This window comes from Pseudomonas sp. MAFF 730105 (genome assembly GCF_055380705.1).
Genome location: NZ_AP018438.1, coordinates 736,874 through 752,391 on the forward strand (window position 1 = coordinate 736,874; position 15,518 = coordinate 752,391).

The following is a 15,518-nucleotide window of genomic DNA, read 5'->3' on the forward strand; positions in this document are numbered from 1 at the left end:
GCATCACTCGGCGCGGACTGCGAGCCAGCGGTCCTGCCGATCCAGGTGCCAGGCGAAACCACCGAGGGTCAGGCTGCGCAACGCCATGAACAACAGGAAGGTGATCCACAGGCCATGGTTGCCCAACCCTTGCAGCGCCCAGGCAAAGGGCAGCACCAGCAAGAGGGTCAGTAACATGCCGTTGCGCATTTCCCGGGCGCGGGTGGCCCCGATGAACAAGCCATCGAGCACATAGCTCCAGACCGCAATCAGTGGCAGGGCGGCGAGGTAAGGCAGGTAGCGGTAGGCGGTCTCGCGCACATCGGGGATGTCGGTCTGCATGTTGATGAACAGGTGCCCGGCGAGCAGGAACAACAGCGCAAACCCGATGCTTGCAATCAGCGACCAACCGCAGGCCACTACCAGTGAGCGACGTAGCGCCAAACGGTCGCGAGCGCCAATGGCGTGTCCGCACAGCGCTTCGACGGCGTGGGCGAGGCCGTCCAGGGCATGGGCCGTCAGCAACAGCCCGTTGAGCAGCAGCGCGTTGGCCGCAACGGTTGCGTCCCCCAGGCGCGCGCCTTGTACGGTGATCAGGAAAAACACCGACTGCAGGGCCAGGCTGCGAATGAAAATGTCCCGGTTCACCGCCAACAGCGGCCGCCAGCTCTGCCACAGCCCCAGAGTCGCCCAGACAATCTGTCCGGGCCAGGCCCGCAGGGTTTTGTGGGCCAGGGCCAAGCCGACCAGTGCCCCGGTCCATTCGGCGATCACCGAGGCCCGGGCCGAACCGGCCACGCCCCAGTCCAGGCCGAGCACGAACCACAGGTTCAGGACGATGTTCACCAGATTGGTGGTCAGCAAAATCGCCAGCGGTGCCCGGGCATTCTGGGCCCCGAGAAACCAGCCCACCAGCGCATAGCTGGCCAGCGCCGCCGGAAGGCCGAAGAGCCGCGTGTAGAAGAAATCCCGGGTCAACTGGTTGAGTTCGGCGGACGGCTGCATGAAATGCAACGCCACGTTACTCAATGGCACCCCGACGATTCCGAGCGCCACAGCCAACCCTATCGCCAGCAGCAGGCCTTGCAACAACACTTGCCGCAATGCCGCGCCATCACCCCGTCCGGCCGCCTGGGCCGCGAACCCGGTGGTGCCCATGCGCAGGAAACCCACGGCCCAGGCCAGCACCGTATACAAACTCGCCCCGACCGCCACCGCACCCAACTGATGGGCATGGGGCAAATGGCCGATGACGGTACTGTCCACCAATGCCACCAGCGGCACGGAAATGTTCGAAAGAATCATCGGCGCGGCCAACGCCCAGACCCGACGATGGGTGAGACGGTCGCGCCAGTCGGCGAGCAGGTTGGACATGGGGGCTCCTTGGTGGAGCGCCATTGTAGCGGGTTCTCTGAGTGATCGTTTCCAGTGCGTGCCGAACACGCGAGATGCTCCGAATTCAGTGTGGCGAGGGGATTTATCCCCGCTCGGCTGCGCAGCAGTCGTAAACCCGGCTGACGCGGTTTACCTGATGCACCGCAGAGCCTGGTTTTGGGGCTGCTGTGCAGCCCAGCGGGGATAAATCCCCTCGCCACAAAGGTGATGTGTTGCTTCGGTTAGCGTGGGTCGACGTTGTCCAGCGCCCGGTTGGCCAGTAAGCCACCCAGCTCGATTAGCTGCTGGATGCCCAGGGCAACGTGGCGTCGCGAACCATCTAGATCGAAGGCCAGGTCACCGGCCATGGCGTTGGCCGAGGCCAGGGTTTCGCTGAGGTTGGCGAGCAGGCATTCGGTGTCGATGCCGTTCGCAACGGTGAACAGTTGGTCTGGTTGGGCTTCAGGCGGTTCGGGCTTGAGGTAGAAGTCGAGGGCGCGTTTGGCGGCTTTGTCAAAGGCTGTCGAGTCGGTGGGGTCGTTGGAGGATGCGGGATCGGTGGCCGGTGGGTTGGGGGTGACCTTGAACATGGTGAATCTCCTTGATGAGTGGAGCCGTCATCCTTCGCTGCTAAACGAGTTGGGTGGCGGCTGTACGCGGGTTAGCAGACCAGGCATCAAGGAACCCGGCGCACCGAAGTGCCCCACGCATAGCCGCCATAGTGCTGACAATCCGATGCGGATTGGCTGTTCTGATGGCGACACTGGCGTGCCTTGATGTTATCCGAGCTGCTAAACCCGATCGCTGATTTGTCAGCGACGGAGAAACAATAAAACCCGGCCCCAAGGCGCACAAGCCGGCGGATTCTGGCGTAGTTGTAGGCAGCGGCGCAAGGCGGTGTAGCCAGGACCTACACCTGAAGGAATGGAATAAACAGAAGGCTTTTGTGGTGAGGGGATTTATCCCCGCGGGGCTCAGTAGGAGCTGTCGAGCGGAGATAAATCCCCTCGCCACAGAGACGCGCGATTCTAGTGAATGATCCAACTCAACAACCACAACCCCAACACCAGCCAGATGATCCCCAGCACAATCGAGGCACGCATGAAGGCGCGGATCGCCGAGTACAGCAACATCAGCCCGAGGATCAGCGCGATGATGCTGATGATCGAGGTGTCCATGCCCAGCGCCCGTGACAGGCCGTCAACAAAGTTGCCGCCGGCGTTGGCCAGGGTGTTGAACAGGCCGCTCAGCAGGTCGACGATGAAACGGATTATCGAGCCGAGTGCCTGGCCGAGCCATTCGAAAAAGCTTTCTACCTGCATGTTTGCATCCTGATGGAAGAGAATCGAGTCGAGCCTTGGGTTCCTGATTGTAGGAGCTGTTGGCGCCGCGATCGTTCGATTATGAGGTAAATTGCCGCTTCGTATCGAGACGCTTGCCTTCCCCCGTCATCCCCCGGAAGCTATGGGCATCCAGGAGAGCCCGATGAACCTTGTTGAACTGACTGAACGCCTGCACGCCATTCGTGATCGCAACGATTGGCGGCCATTCCACAGCCCGAAAAACCTCGCCATGGCCGCCAGTGTAGAGATGGCCGAGCTGGTGGAGATTTTCCAGTGGTTGACCGAGGATCAGTCGCGCCAGCTGCCGGCCGACAAACTGGCCCACGCCGGGCAGGAAGTTGGAGACATCGTCTTGTACCTGTTGCTGCTGTGCAGCGAATTGGGCTTGGACATGGACGCCGTGGTGCGCAGCAAACTGGCCGACAGCGAGCGGCGGTTCGGCCAATGAGCGACCGTCATTTCGATCAGTTGGCCACGCGCTTTGCCGAAAAAATCTATGGTGGGGCCAAGGGCGCGATCCGCCTGGCGGTGCTCCAGGCCGACCTGCTTGAAGTATTGCCGGAACGCCCGTTGCGTGTGCTCGACATCGGCGCCGGCCTGGGCCATATGTCGTTGTGGCTGGCCGAGCGCGGTCATCAGGTCACCCTGGCGGAACCGGCCGCGCCCATGCTCGAAGGCGCCCGCCAGCGGTTTGCCGACGCCGGCCAGGAGGCAACCTTCATCCAGGCGCCGTGGCAGGCACTGCCGGGCCAGCTCACCGAGCCGTACGACCTGGTGCTGTGTCATGCGGTGTTGGAGTGGCTGGCGGAGCCTCACACGATCCTGCCGGTGCTGCATCAACTCACGGCGCCCGGCGGCTGGCTGTCGCTGGCATTCTACAACCGTGACGCGCTGGTTTATCGCAACTTGCTCAAGGGGCACTTCCGCAAGCTGCGCAAAAATGACATGGCCGGTGAAAAACAGAGCCTGACGCCGCAACAACCCCTTGATCCGCGAGAGCTGGCGGCGCAACTTGAGGGTCTGTGGCAGGTCGAAAGCCAGAGTGGCGTGCGGGTTTTTCACGATTACATGCCGGTGGAGTTCCAGGGCCGTGTAGAGCTGTCGCAGTTGCTGGACATGGAGCTGGCCCACCGTCGCCATCCCGCGTTTGCCGGGCTGGGACGTTACCTGCACTGGATCTGCCGTCCCCTCTGATCGGAGAGTGAAATGCAAGGCCGTACAGGGTTACTGATGTTATGTCTGGGGCTGGCGGCCTGCCAGGGGCCCAACCCCTATGTCGCCACCTCCAGGCCGCTGCCGCCGGCCCCGCCCGAGGCCGCCACGGTGTTCGACCGCAGCGCATACCCGGCGGCCCCCCGTGACTATGGACGCTATCGCAGTTGGGCCTGGCTCAACGGCCGCCTGCCGCCGGGTACCGCGTGGGCGGATTCGGCCCAGGTGGCCGAGGCGGTGAGCAATGCCCTGGACCAGCGTGGCTTGCGTCCGCTGCATGACAACCGGCCGGCCGACCTGTTCGTCAGCGCCGACCTGCGGCTGGAGACCCGCCTGCGCCAGGTTCGGGAAGATTATGATTCGGGCTACTACGGAGGCTACAACCGCTACGGTCCTGGCTATGGCATGTACAACACCGTGCCGGTCGTGCGCACGTATCAGGAGCAGGTCGTGGTGGTGCGCGTCGACCTGTTCGACGCCCGCAATGGTCAACCGGTGTGGAGTGCCAGTGCCGAAACCCCTCAGGCTGGCCGTCCGGGCGATAACACCGATGCCATTCGCGAGGCGGTGGAAAAAGCCATGTCGGCCTATCCGCCAAGTTGATTACGCAACAGGAGAAGCGTGATGTTCCGTCGTCTTGCTCTACTGGGCCTTGCCCTGCTGCTCAGCGCCTGTGCGACCAACCAGGTCAACCATGATTTCGATACCAGCCGCGACTTTGCAGCCTATCGAAGCTGGAGCTGGAAAGAGCCGGCGTTGCAATACCGCCCCGATGATCCGCGGATCAGGAGTGACCTGACCGAACAGCGCATCCGTCAGGCCGTAGCCGATCAACTCGACCAGCGCGGCCTGCGCCCTGCCGCCGGAGGGCACGGCGATGTCCTGGTCCAGGCCTACCTGATCGTCGAGGATCGCCAGCAACAAGTGACCACCAACTATGGCGGCGGTTGGGGCGGGCCCTGGAATGGTTACTGGGGTGGACCGATGTACAACGAAACCCGCAACGTCAGCTACAAGGTCGCCACGGTGCAGATCGACTTGCTCGATGGCAAGGACGGCAAGCTGGTCTGGCGTGGCAGCGACGAGCAACTGCTCAGCAGCTCCCCCAACCCCGCTGACCGCGACAGCGCGGTGCGTGAGACGGTCGGGCGTATCCTGTCCAATTATCCGCCGCGGTGACCACCGCTATCGCGAGCAGGCTCGCTCCCACAGGAGATTTGTGTCGAGCACAGATGTTTGGTCACCGCAGATCCAATGTGGGAGCGAGCCTGCTCGCGATGACGGCAGTCCATTCAACATAAGTGCAGGCTGACCCATCGCTATCGCGAGCAGGCTCGCTCCCACAGGAGATTTGTGTTGAACACCGATGTTTGTTCGCTGCAGATCCAATGTGGGAGCGAGCCTGCTCGCGATGACGGCAGTCCAGTCAACATGGATGCTGGCTGAGCCACCGCCTGGCTCAGGCAATCGGTCGCCAGCTTCCTACCATGTGTTCCAGATCTCCCGACCCCACCAACCGCAAATCCCCACTGGACCCCGCCGCGCTCGCCAGCAGCGTCACTTCGCTGGGTAGGCGTACCGGCTTCTTGAAGGTCACCGCGATTTCAAGGTTGGCTTCGGGCAGGTGATCGTCCAATGCCGCCAGGGTCCGGGCTTTGTTCCACAGGCCATGGGCAATGGCAGTGGGGAAACCGAACATTCGCGCACTGATGGCACTCAGGTGGATAGGGTTGTAGTCGCCGGACACCTTGGCGTATTGCCGGCCGATGTCCGCAGGGGCAGTCCAGCGCGTGACTTCGGTCAGCGCCGGAGCCATCTGCGGTGGCGGCTCCACCAGCACACCCTCAAGTTGCACGCCCTTGCAGAGCATTTCGCTCTCGGCTTCCCACAACGGCCCCAGTTGATCCTCGATGCGGGTCACGAGGTTGAACACCGCGCCCTTGGGGTGAGGCTGCAGTTGTTCGACATTGACACTGGCCCGTACCTGGCTGACGCCACCCATGGGGCGGAGCACGCGGATGCGGTTGCTCAGGTGGATCAACCCCAGCAGCGGGAACGGGAAGTCCCGGGCGGTGAGCAGTTGCATCTGCAGGGCGAACGCCAGTACATGGGGGTAGGTCGGTGGCAGCAGACCGTTGTCGACAAAACCACAAACCTTGCGATAAGCCGCCAGGCGCTGCTGATCCACCTGGAGCATCTGGCGCAATCCGGTCTCCGGCAAGGTCTTGCCGGTGATCTTGCGACGTGTCGCGGCTTTCGCGTAGAGCCCCGACATACTCGGCGCGCTGCTGACCTCATGCCATTGGATCGTCATGGTCAGGCTCCCAAGAGGCTTTGTCCGCAGACCCGCAGGGCCTGCCCGGTGACGGCCCCGGTGCCCGGCTGCGCGAGCCAGGCCACGGCTTCGGCGACGTCCTGGGGCAAGCCACCCTGGCCCAGGGAGCTCATGCGCCGTCCGGCTTCGCGCAGGGCGAAGGGGATTTCGGCGGTCATGCGGGTCTCAATGAAGCCGGGGGCCACGGCGTTGATGCTGATGCCCCGCGTTTGCAACAGCGGCGCCCAGGCCTGGGCCAGGCCGATCAGCCCCGCTTTGCTGGCGGCGTAGTTGGTCTGGCCGCGATTGCCGGCGATACCGCTGATGGAAGCCAGCAGAACGACTCGGCCATTGTCCCGCAGGGTGCCGCTGTCGAGCAGGGCCTTGGTCAGCACCTGCGGTGCGTTGAGGTTGACCGCCAGCACCGCATCCCAGAACTCCGGCGTCATGTTGGCGAGGGTCTTGTCCCGGGTGATGCCGGCGTTATGCACCACGATGTCGATGCCGTCTGGCAGGTGTTCGATCAACTGGCTGGCGGCGTCTTCGGCGCAGATGTCCAGGGTCACGGCGCGCCCGCCCAGGCGTGCGGCAAGGGCTTCGAGATCGGCCTTGGCCTGGGGAACGTCCAGCAGGATCACGTCGGCACCGTCACGGGCCAGGGTTTCGGCGATGGAGGCGCCAATCCCGCGGGCCGCGCCGGTGACCAGTGCCTTGAGCCCGGTGAGCGGTCGCGTCCAGTCCTGGACCTGGGTCTGGCATGCATTGAGGCGAATGACCTGCCCGGAAACGAAGGCGCTCTTGGGCGACAGGAAGAACCGCAGCGCTCCCTCCAGCTGGGTTTCGGCGCCGTCACCGACGTACAACAGTTGCAAGGTCCCGCCATGGCGCAACTCCTTGGCCAGGGAGCGGCTGAAGCCCTCCAGCGCTCGCTGGGCACTGGCGGCGAAGGGATCCGTGAGACTTTCCGGGGCTCGACCGAGGATGACGACATGGGCGCTGCGGTCGAGATTCTTCATCAACGGCTGGAAAAATTCCCGCAGCTGCTTGAGCTGATCGGCCTGGGTCAGATGGCTGGCGTCATACACCACGGCCTTGATTTTCGGGCCGTGGCCGGGGATCCACTCGGTGGCCAGGGTCGGTTCGGCGCCGTAGACGAAAATCGCGTCGGTCAGGCGCTTGGCGAACGCACCGATCGGTTCGATCAGCGGCCCGCCGCCCAGCAACAGCGCGCCCTCGATTGGCCGCAGCCGCCCGGCCTGCCAGCGTTCCAGACGTACCGGCGATGGCAGGCCGAGGGCTCCGACCAGGCGCAGGCCAATGGGCGAATTGGCGAAGTCGATATAACGGTCAGACATGGAACGTACTCCGGCGGATGAGCTCCCAAGTGTGGACCATGATCGGCAATCAGTCGTTCGATTGGCGAGATAAAGCCTAAGCTTGTGCGCAGGTAGTATTTTTTTCGGGATCGCCAGCGCATTGCAATCTACTCGGGGAGTTCTTCATGACACAGCTACGCCGCGTCGCGATCATCGGTGGTAACCGCATTCCTTTTGCCCGTTCCAATGGGGCTTATGCCAGCGCCAGCAACCAGGTACTGCTGACGGCTGCCCTTGAGGGGCTGATCGAGCGCTATAACCTGCATGGTCTGCACATCGGCGAAGTGGCCGCCGGCGCGGTGCTCAAGCATTCCCGGGAGATGAACCTGAGCCGTGAATGCGTGCTCGGCTCGCGGCTGGCACCCACCACTCCTGCCTATGACGTGCAACAGGCCTGCGGCACGGGACTGGAGACCGTGCTGCTGGTGGCCAACAAGATTGCCCTGGGCCAGATCGACAGCGCGATTGCCGGCGGGGTGGACACCACCTCGGACGCGCCCATCGCCGTCAACGAAGGACTGCGCCGGATCCTGCTGCAAGCCAATCGCGCCAAGACCACTGCCGAAAAGCTCAAGGTATTTCTGCAACTGCGTCCCCAACACCTCGTCCCCGAACTGCCGCGCATCAACGAGCCGCGCACCGGCCTGAACATGGGGCAGCACTGCGAGCTGATGGCACAGACCTGGCAGATTCCCCGGGAGGAACAGGACCAACTGGCCCTGGAAAGCCATCAGAAAATGGCAGCGTCCTACGCCGAAGGCTGGCAGAACGATCTGATGACGCCGTTTCTCGGCCTGACCCGGGACAACAACCTGCGCCCGGACCTGACCCTGGAAAAACTTGCCTCGCTCAAACCGGCCTTCGAAAAGAGCGCCAAGGGCACGATGACCGCCGGCAACTCCACGCCACTGACCGACGGCGCGTCGTTGGTGCTGCTGGGCAGCGAGGAATGGGCCAAGGCGCGGGGGTTACCGATTCTGGCGTACCTGCGTGACGGCCAGACCGCGGCGGTGGATTTCGTCAATGGCGCCGAAGGACTGCTGATGGCGCCGGTCTATGCCGTGCCCCGGCTGCTGGCGCGCAACGGGCTGATGCTGCAGGACTTCGATTACTACGAAATCCACGAAGCATTTGCCGCCCAGGTGTTATGCACGCTCAAGGCCTGGGAGGATGCGGACTACTGCAAGACCCATCTGGGCCTCGACGCGGCGTTGGGCGCGATAGATCGCAGCCGGTTGAATGTGAAAGGCAGCTCCCTGGCCGCCGGTCACCCGTTTGCCGCCACGGGTGGGCGTATCGTGGCCAATCTTGCCAAGTTGCTCGATGCCGCAGGGCGGGGCCGGGGACTGATCTCCATCTGCGCGGCCGCCGGCCAGGGCGTGACGGCGATTATCGAGCGTTGAGCAGCGTTTCGTTCTGCCGGGTGACCGACGCTCGCTGACGGCTGGCGTAACGCTCGGCCAGGATCGAGCAGACGATCAACTGCATCGGGTGGTAGATCATGATCGGCAGCAGGATCAGCCCCAGGCCTGGGTTGTTGCCGAAGATCAGCGCCGCCATCGGCACCCCGGCGGCCAGGGATTTCTTGCTGGCACAAAACACCGCGGCGATTTCATCGGCGTTGTCGAACCCCAGGGTACGGGCGGTGCGGGTGGTCATCCAGAGGATGATTGCCAGCAGCACGGCGCTGCCGAGCACCGCACTGAGCAGCACACCGTTGCCTTGCTGTTGCCAGATCCCGGACACCATGGAATTGCAGAACGCTGCGTAGACCAGCAGCAGGATCACCAGCTTGTCGATGATGCTGGTGTAGCGTTTGTAGCGGCCGAAAAAACCGGCCAGCCAGCGCCGCAGAAACTGCCCGAGTACCAGCGGCAGCAGCAACATCAGGCACAGGTCGAGCAGGGTCGAACCCAGGTCGATACCACCATCGCCGCGACCGACCACGAGACTGACCAGCAGCGGTGTCAGGAATACCCCCAGCACGCTGGACAGGCTCGCGTTGAGAATCGCCGCCGGCACGTTACCCCCTGCACTGCCGGTGAGAGCCACCGAGGAGGAAATGGTCGAGGGCAGGGCACACAGGTAAAAGAACCCCAGCATCAGCAGTGACGGCACATGACTGCCCAGCAGCTTGTTGCTGGCGAGCCAGATCAAGGGGAACACGACGAAGGTAAACACCTGCACCATCACGTGCAGCCGGGTGTTCTTCAGGCCGTGCCGGATCTGTTCGCCGGACAGGTTGACCCCGTGCAGGAAAAACACCACGAAGATGCCGATATTGACGACCCACTCGGCATGCATGGCGCCGCCGGTGGCGCCAAAGCCCGGGAAGAAATACGCCAACAGTGTGGCGAGCAACATGCCGCACAGGAACCAGTCGGTCACCATGCGCTTGAGGTGTCTGAAAATAGCCATAGGGCACCGCAGGTTGTCAGAAGAGGTGACTTAGCCTAACGTCGGTCCTGACAGTCGTCTTGCGACATAAGGCCAATCAATGCCGACTAACGGACATCAGCAGCTCGAACGTCGTATTCCTGACCTGACGCAACTGCCCAGGCCGTTGTATGCCCGTGTCGAGAGCTTGAGCGCCGGTTCGTGGACCCAAGCCCATCGGCACGACTGGGTGCAGTTTTCCTACGCCATCAGTGGCGTTCTCGGCGTGCACACCGCCGCTGGCAGTTTCTTCGCGCCGCCGCAGTGGGGCATCTGGATCCCGGCCGACCTGGAGCATCAGGTCGTGACATCGATGCGGGCGGAAATGCGCAGCCTGTATATCCACCGCGACAGTTGCCCATGGGCCGATGATCGCTGCCGGGTGCTGGAGGTCACACCGCTGGCCCGGGAGTTGATCAAGGCGTTTTGTCAGTGGCCGGCCGATTATCCACAGGGCGATACGCAGGAGGCACGGCTGGTGCAGGTGTTGCTGGATCAGTTGGCGTTGCTGCCGGAAGTGGGTTTCTCCCTGCCGTTGCCACGGCACGATCGGCTGCTGGGGTTGTGTAACGAGTTGATCGAACAACCTGAGCGGAACGTTACCCTGCAAATGTGGGCCGAACGAATGGGTACCTCGGAAAAAACCCTGATGCGCCTGTTCCAGCGTGAAACCGGCCTGAGCTTTCGTGCCTGGCGTCAGCGCATGCGGTTGCTGTCGTCACTGAGATTGCTGGAGGATGGCGAGAGCGTGACCGGTGCGGCGTTGTCGTGTGGGTACGATTCCACGTCGGCTTTTATCGCGGCGTTCAAGGGGATGTTCGGGGTTACGCCGGGGGAGTTGTTCAAGCCCTGAATCCGCTCACCGGGTTTCAGCCCGGCGTAAATTTTGTCGCAAATACAGACGCATCCAAATGCCAACGGCGTCGCGGCTGTCAGCTATGATTCGGCTTGGTCGATTATCGGCACAGTGTGTGCATCGAAGGTTCATAGGTCGGCAACCCCTCCCCGTAGAGGAAGGATTGCCGTATAACGGCTGTCATTCGCGTGTTTGGTCATAAAGGACCCAGAATAAAAGCTGATGAAGACTCCAAAACGCATTGAACCCCTGATCGAAGACGGTCTGGTCGACGAAGTGCTGCGCCCACTCATGAGTGGTAAAGAAGCAGCTGTTTATGTGGTGCGCAGCGGCAATGAGCTGCGTTGCGCCAAGGTCTACAAGGAGGCGAACAAGCGAAGTTTTCGTCAGGCGGCCGAGTATCAGGAAGGCCGCAAGGTCCGCAACAGTCGCCAGGCCCGCGCCATGGCGAAAGGCTCGAAGTTCGGGCGCAAGGAGACCGAGGATGCCTGGCAGAACGCCGAAGTGGCGGCGCTGTTCCGCCTGGCCAACGCGGGTGTGCGAGTGCCCAAGCCGTACGACTTCCTCGAAGGCGTGCTGCTGATGGAGCTGGTGGCCGACGAGTACGGCGATGCCGCACCGCGCCTGAACGATGTGGTGCTGGAGCCGGATCAGGCCCGTGAATACCACGCGTTCCTGATCTCCCAGATCGTGCTGATGTTGTGTACCGGTCTGGTGCACGGAGACCTGTCGGAGTTCAACGTGCTGCTCACCCCGACAGGTCCGGTGATCATCGATCTGCCACAGGCCGTGGATGCGGCCGGTAACAACCATGCCTTTAGCATGCTAGAGCGGGACGTGGGCAACATGGCCTCCTACTTCGGCCGGTTTGCACCGGAGCTCAAGCGCACTCGGTATGCGAAGGAGATGTGGGCGCTATACGAGTCAGGCACCTTGCATCCGGCCAGCGTGTTGACCGGCGAGTTCGACGAGTCGGAAGAACTGGCGGATGTCGGCGGGATCATGCGCGAGATCGAGGCCGCTCGCCTCGACGAGGAACGGCGCCAGGCCGTACGCGCGGCGGACGACGCTCCCCCCGGCAAAACCGAAGAACCGCCTCCGCCCTGGATGCAATAATCGGTTGACCCGAAACCCGGCCAAGGCCGGGTTTTTTGTGAGCCCACCATGGGGCTCGGCGGTGTCGACGGACTATCGGTTTGCCACAGGCCCTGTGGGAGCGGGCTTGCCCGCGAAAGCGGCGGGTCAGTTGGCATGGATGTCGAATGTGCCGCCGTCTTCGCGAGCAAGCCCGCTCCCACTCTGATCTGAGGCGAGCACACCATCGATACTCACCACCCGTCTCTTGTGGGAGCGAGCACGCCATCGATGCTCACCACCCATCCCTTGTGGGAGCGAGCCTGCTCGCGATAGCGGTGGGTCAGCTTGCATGGATGTTGACTGTACCGCCGCCATCGCGAGCAGGCTCGCTCCCACCCTGATCTGGGGCTGGCACACCATCGAGGTTCACCACCCGTCTCTTGTGGGAGCGAGCCTGCTCGCGATAGCGGTGGGTCAGCTTGCATGGATGTTGACTGTGCCGCCGTCTTCGCGAGCAGGCTCGCTCCCACCCCGGATCTTGGGTGAATAGAACATCCGTGTTCACCGCCAATTCCTGTGGGAGCTGGGTGTCAGGCGTTGGCCGTTTCCTTGCAACACCCCGACGCCAGTTCCTTGAGGATCGGGCAGTCCGGGCGGTGGTCGCCGTGGCAGTGTTCCACCAGGTCCTGGAGGGTATCGCGCAGTTCGGCCAGTTCGCGGATTTTCTGGTTCAGTTCGTCGATGTGTTGCCGGGCAAGGGCCTTGACGTCGGCGCTGGCTCGTTGCCGGTCCTGCCAGAGGGTCAGCAGCTTGCCGACCTCTTCCAGGGAAAAACCCAGGTCCCGGGAGCGCTTGATGAAGGCCAGGGTGTGCAGGTCATCGGCGCCGTAGATCCGGTAGCCGCTGTCGGTGCGATGGGCCGCCTTGAGCAATCCGATGGACTCGTAGTACCGGATCATCTTCGCGCTCAGGCCGCTCTGGCGGGCCGCTTGGCCGATGTTCATCGTTTGTCCTCCAGGTGCTCGGGGGTCCAGAACTTCAACAGTAACGCATTGCTCACCACGCTGACGCTCGACAGCGCCATGGCCGCCCCGGCCAGCACCGGGTTGAGCAGGCCGAAGGCCGCCAACGGGATGCCGATCAAGTTGTAGACGAATGCCCAGAACAGATTCTGACGGATCTTGGCGTAGGTCTTGCGGCTGATGTCCAGTGCGGCCGGCACCAGTCGCGGGTCGCCGCGCATGAGGGTGATGCCGGCGGCGTGCATCGCCACGTCGGTGCCGCCACCCATGGCGATGCCGATGTCCGCGGCGGCCAGGGCCGGGGCGTCGTTGATACCGTCCCCGACCATCGCCACCACGGCGTTTTTCTTCAGTTCAAGGACAATGGCGGACTTGTCCCCTGGCAGCACTTCGGCGTGCACGTTGACGATCCCCAAGGCCTGGGACACCACCTGGGCGCTGCCCCGGTTGTCGCCAGTGAGCAAGTGGCTGGCGATGTGGCGCTCATCCAAGGCTTGCACGGTCGCGAGAGCGCCAGATTTGAGGGTGTCGCCGAAAGCGAACAGGCCCAGCACCCGCGGCGTCGCGCCTTGTTCAAGCAGCCAGGACAAGGTCCGGCCTTCAGCTTCCCAGGCCTGCGCCGATTCGGCCAGCGAACCGGCGTCCAGGTCCGACTCATCCAGCAGGCGCCGATTGCCCAGGGCCAGGCGGCGTCCATCGAGGTTGCCGGCAATGCCGCGTCCGGGCAGGGCCTGGCTGTCGCTGACATCCGGCACGTTCAGGCCATGCTCGGCGCAGGCATCCAGCACGGCTTTGGCGAGGGGGTGCTCACTGCCGCGTTGCAGGGCGCCGGCGATTTGCAACAGCCTGGCTTCGTCACCGTCCAGGGCTTTTGAATGAGCGATGCGCGGCGTGCCGGAGGTCAGGGTTCCGGTCTTGTCGAACACCACCGTATCCACTTCATGGGCGCGTTCCAGTGCCTCGGCGTCCTTGATCAGGATCCCGTGGCGCGCCGCCACGCCCGTGCCGGCCATGATCGCCGTGGGGGTCGCCAGGCCCAGGGCGCAGGGACAGGCGATCACCAGTACGGCGACGGCGTTGATCAGCGCGGTTTCCAGCGGCGCACCGTAAAGCCACCAGCCGATCAGCGTCGCCAAGGCCAGCATCAGCACCACCGGTACAAAGACCTGGCTGACTTTATCCACCAGTTTCTGGATTGGAGCCTTGGCCGCCTGGGCGTCTTCCACCAGGCGGATGATGCGCGCCAGGACTGTTTCGGCGCCGAGGGCCTGGGTACGCACCAGCAGGCGTCCTTCGCCGTTGATGGCGCCACCGGTGACCTTGTCGCCGGGCTGTTTGGGCACCGGCAGGCTCTCGCCGCTGATCAGCGCTTCGTCGGCGTGGCTCTGGCCCTCCAGCACTTCGCCGTCCACCGGAAAGCGCTCACCGGGCTTGACCAGCACCAGATCGTTTACGCGCAGGGCACTGATGGCGACATCCCTTTCCTCGCCATCGACCACCTGGGTTGCCCGCTCCGGCCGCAAGGCTTCGAGGGCGCGAATGGCGCTGGCGGTCTGGCGCTTGGCGCGGCTTTCCAGGTATTTGCCCAGCAAGACCAGGGCAATCACCACCGCCGACGCTTCGAAATACAGGTGCGGCATGCTGCCGGGGCGGGCAATGACCCATTCATACAGGCTCAAGCCGTAGCCGGCGCTGGTGCCCAGGGCCACCAGCAGGTCCATGTTGCCGGCCCCGGCCCGCACGGCTTTGAAGGCCGCGACATAGAAGCGCGCACCGAAGATGAATTGCACCGGTGTCGCGAGGGCGAACTGCGCCCAGGCCGGGAGCATCCAGTGCACACCCAGCGGTTGCAGCAGCATCGGTAGCACCAAGGGCACGGACAGCAGGATCGCCAGCGCCAGGATCAGGCGCTCACGATTCAGCTGACGGGGCTGAGTGTCATGGGGCTGCTCGGTCTGCCAGACGCTGGCTTCGTAGCCCGCGCGTTTCACCGCATCGATCAGGATTTGCGGATCGACCTGTCCGAGCAGTTCGAGGTGGGCCCGCTCATTGGCGAGGTTGACGCTGACGCGGTTAACGCCGGGGATTTTGCCCAGGGCGCGTTCGACTCGACCCACGCACGAGGCGCACGTCATCCCCCGATGCTCAGCTCCAGGGTTTGGACAGGAACATGGTAGCCGGCTTGTTCAACGGCCTCTATCAAGGCTGGCAGGCTCTGCTCGGAGGCCTGGACTCGCGCCTGCTCGGTCGCCAGGTTCACACTGACGGCACGGGTTCCGGCGACTTTGCTCAAGGCCCGCTCGACCCGCCCGGCGCAGCTGGCGCAGGTCATGCCGGCAATCGGCAGGTCGAAAGTGTTGGATTCGGACATGGGTCGGGCTCCCTGTAGTGAATGACTACAGGATCAACCTTGCCATGCTGGTAAGGTCAAGCGCCAATCCAAAAGACTTCTCCCAATCTTTGTGGGAGCGAGCCTGCTCGCGATAGCGTTTTGTCAGGCAGCACGTTATTACTGATATACCGCTATCG

Annotated in this window: 14 protein-coding genes and 1 pseudogene; 7 read left to right on the forward strand and 8 right to left on the reverse strand. The window is 63.3% G+C overall.

All coding sequences use genetic code 11. The features are described from left to right. Nucleotides 1-3 precede the first annotated feature (3 nt). The 3 genes from PCOSP_RS03165 to PCOSP_RS03175 all read right to left on the reverse strand — a co-directional run bounded on the left by PCOSP_RS03165 (nt 4) and on the right by PCOSP_RS03175 (nt 2,675). Nucleotides 4-1,353, reverse strand: coding sequence for an MATE family efflux transporter (locus PCOSP_RS03165; RefSeq protein ID WP_139646619.1), 1,350 nt, complete (start codon nt 1,351-1,353; stop codon nt 4-6). A gap of 242 nt (nt 1,354-1,595) precedes the next feature. Continuing rightward, a complete protein-coding gene (locus PCOSP_RS03170) occupies nt 1,596-1,943 on the reverse strand; it encodes a DUF6124 family protein (RefSeq protein WP_053194187.1) in 348 nt (115 codons plus the stop codon). Between the two features lie 438 nt (nt 1,944-2,381). After that, a complete protein-coding gene (locus PCOSP_RS03175) occupies nt 2,382-2,675 on the reverse strand; it encodes a hypothetical protein (protein WP_024780721.1) in 294 nt (97 codons plus the stop codon). Between the two features lie 163 nt (nt 2,676-2,838). Here PCOSP_RS03175 and PCOSP_RS03180 point away from each other — a divergent pair, with 163 nt between their 5' ends. From PCOSP_RS03180 to PCOSP_RS03195, 4 genes are read left to right on the forward strand one after another with little or no spacing between them, the layout of a single operon-like run. Next, on the forward strand, nt 2,839-3,144 hold the full coding sequence (locus tag PCOSP_RS03180; RefSeq protein WP_024780720.1) for a MazG-like family protein: 306 nt from the start codon (nt 2,839-2,841) through the stop codon (nt 3,142-3,144). Continuing rightward, entirely contained in the window at nt 3,141-3,890 is a 750-nt protein-coding gene (locus PCOSP_RS03185; RefSeq protein WP_464710298.1) for a methyltransferase domain-containing protein, read from the forward strand. Before PCOSP_RS03180 ends, PCOSP_RS03185 begins: the two co-directional genes overlap by 4 nt. A gap of 12 nt (nt 3,891-3,902) precedes the next feature. After that, complete coding sequence (locus tag PCOSP_RS03190; RefSeq protein ID WP_175363072.1) at nt 3,903-4,511, forward strand: DUF4136 domain-containing protein; 609 nt, start codon at nt 3,903-3,905, stop codon at nt 4,509-4,511. A gap of 21 nt (nt 4,512-4,532) precedes the next feature. Continuing rightward, nucleotides 4,533-5,087: a DUF4136 domain-containing protein gene (locus PCOSP_RS03195; protein WP_175363071.1), complete on the forward strand. Its 555-nt coding sequence runs from the start codon at nt 4,533-4,535 to the stop codon at nt 5,085-5,087. A gap of 280 nt (nt 5,088-5,367) precedes the next feature. Here the strand turns inward: PCOSP_RS03195 and PCOSP_RS03200 are convergent, their stop codons facing one another. Together PCOSP_RS03200 and PCOSP_RS03205 are read right to left on the reverse strand one after the other, a co-directional pair. Continuing rightward, complete coding sequence (locus tag PCOSP_RS03200; protein WP_139646608.1) at nt 5,368-6,222, reverse strand: MaoC/PaaZ C-terminal domain-containing protein; 855 nt, start codon at nt 6,220-6,222, stop codon at nt 5,368-5,370. Nucleotides 6,223-6,224: 2 nt separating this feature from the next. Then, complete coding sequence (locus tag PCOSP_RS03205) at nt 6,225-7,577, reverse strand: 3-oxoacyl-ACP reductase (RefSeq protein WP_464710299.1); 1,353 nt, start codon at nt 7,575-7,577, stop codon at nt 6,225-6,227. A gap of 146 nt (nt 7,578-7,723) precedes the next feature. On the opposite strand from PCOSP_RS03205, the gene PCOSP_RS03210 reads away from it, so the two are divergent. Then, nucleotides 7,724-9,001, forward strand: coding sequence for an acetyl-CoA C-acetyltransferase (locus PCOSP_RS03210; protein WP_464710300.1), 1,278 nt, complete (start codon nt 7,724-7,726; stop codon nt 8,999-9,001). On the opposite strand, the gene PCOSP_RS03215 is transcribed toward PCOSP_RS03210, so the two are convergent. After that, on the reverse strand, nt 8,988-10,016 hold the full coding sequence (locus PCOSP_RS03215; RefSeq protein ID WP_139646600.1) for a bile acid:sodium symporter family protein: 1,029 nt from the start codon (nt 10,014-10,016) through the stop codon (nt 8,988-8,990). The two genes, PCOSP_RS03210 and PCOSP_RS03215, sit on opposite strands and share 14 nt — an antisense overlap. Nucleotides 10,017-10,095: 79 nt before the next feature. Here PCOSP_RS03215 and PCOSP_RS03220 point away from each other — a divergent pair, with 79 nt between their 5' ends. Together PCOSP_RS03220 and PCOSP_RS03225 are read left to right on the forward strand one after the other, a co-directional pair. Beyond that, complete coding sequence (locus PCOSP_RS03220) at nt 10,096-10,887, forward strand: AraC family transcriptional regulator (protein WP_139646598.1); 792 nt, start codon at nt 10,096-10,098, stop codon at nt 10,885-10,887. Nucleotides 10,888-11,112: 225 nt separating this feature from the next. Next, on the forward strand, nt 11,113-12,006 hold the full coding sequence (locus PCOSP_RS03225) for a PA4780 family RIO1-like protein kinase (protein ID WP_139646596.1): 894 nt from the start codon (nt 11,113-11,115) through the stop codon (nt 12,004-12,006). 551 nt (nt 12,007-12,557) lie between these two features. On the opposite strand, the gene cueR is transcribed toward PCOSP_RS03225, so the two are convergent. Further along, a complete protein-coding gene (gene cueR / locus PCOSP_RS03230; protein WP_139646594.1) occupies nt 12,558-12,971 on the reverse strand; it encodes a Cu(I)-responsive transcriptional regulator in 414 nt (137 codons plus the stop codon). Next, nucleotides 12,968-15,360 (reverse strand): annotated as a pseudogene (locus tag PCOSP_RS03235) (heavy metal translocating P-type ATPase). Before PCOSP_RS03235 ends, cueR begins: the two are co-directional and overlap by 4 nt. Between the last annotated feature and the right edge of the window lie 158 nt (nt 15,361-15,518).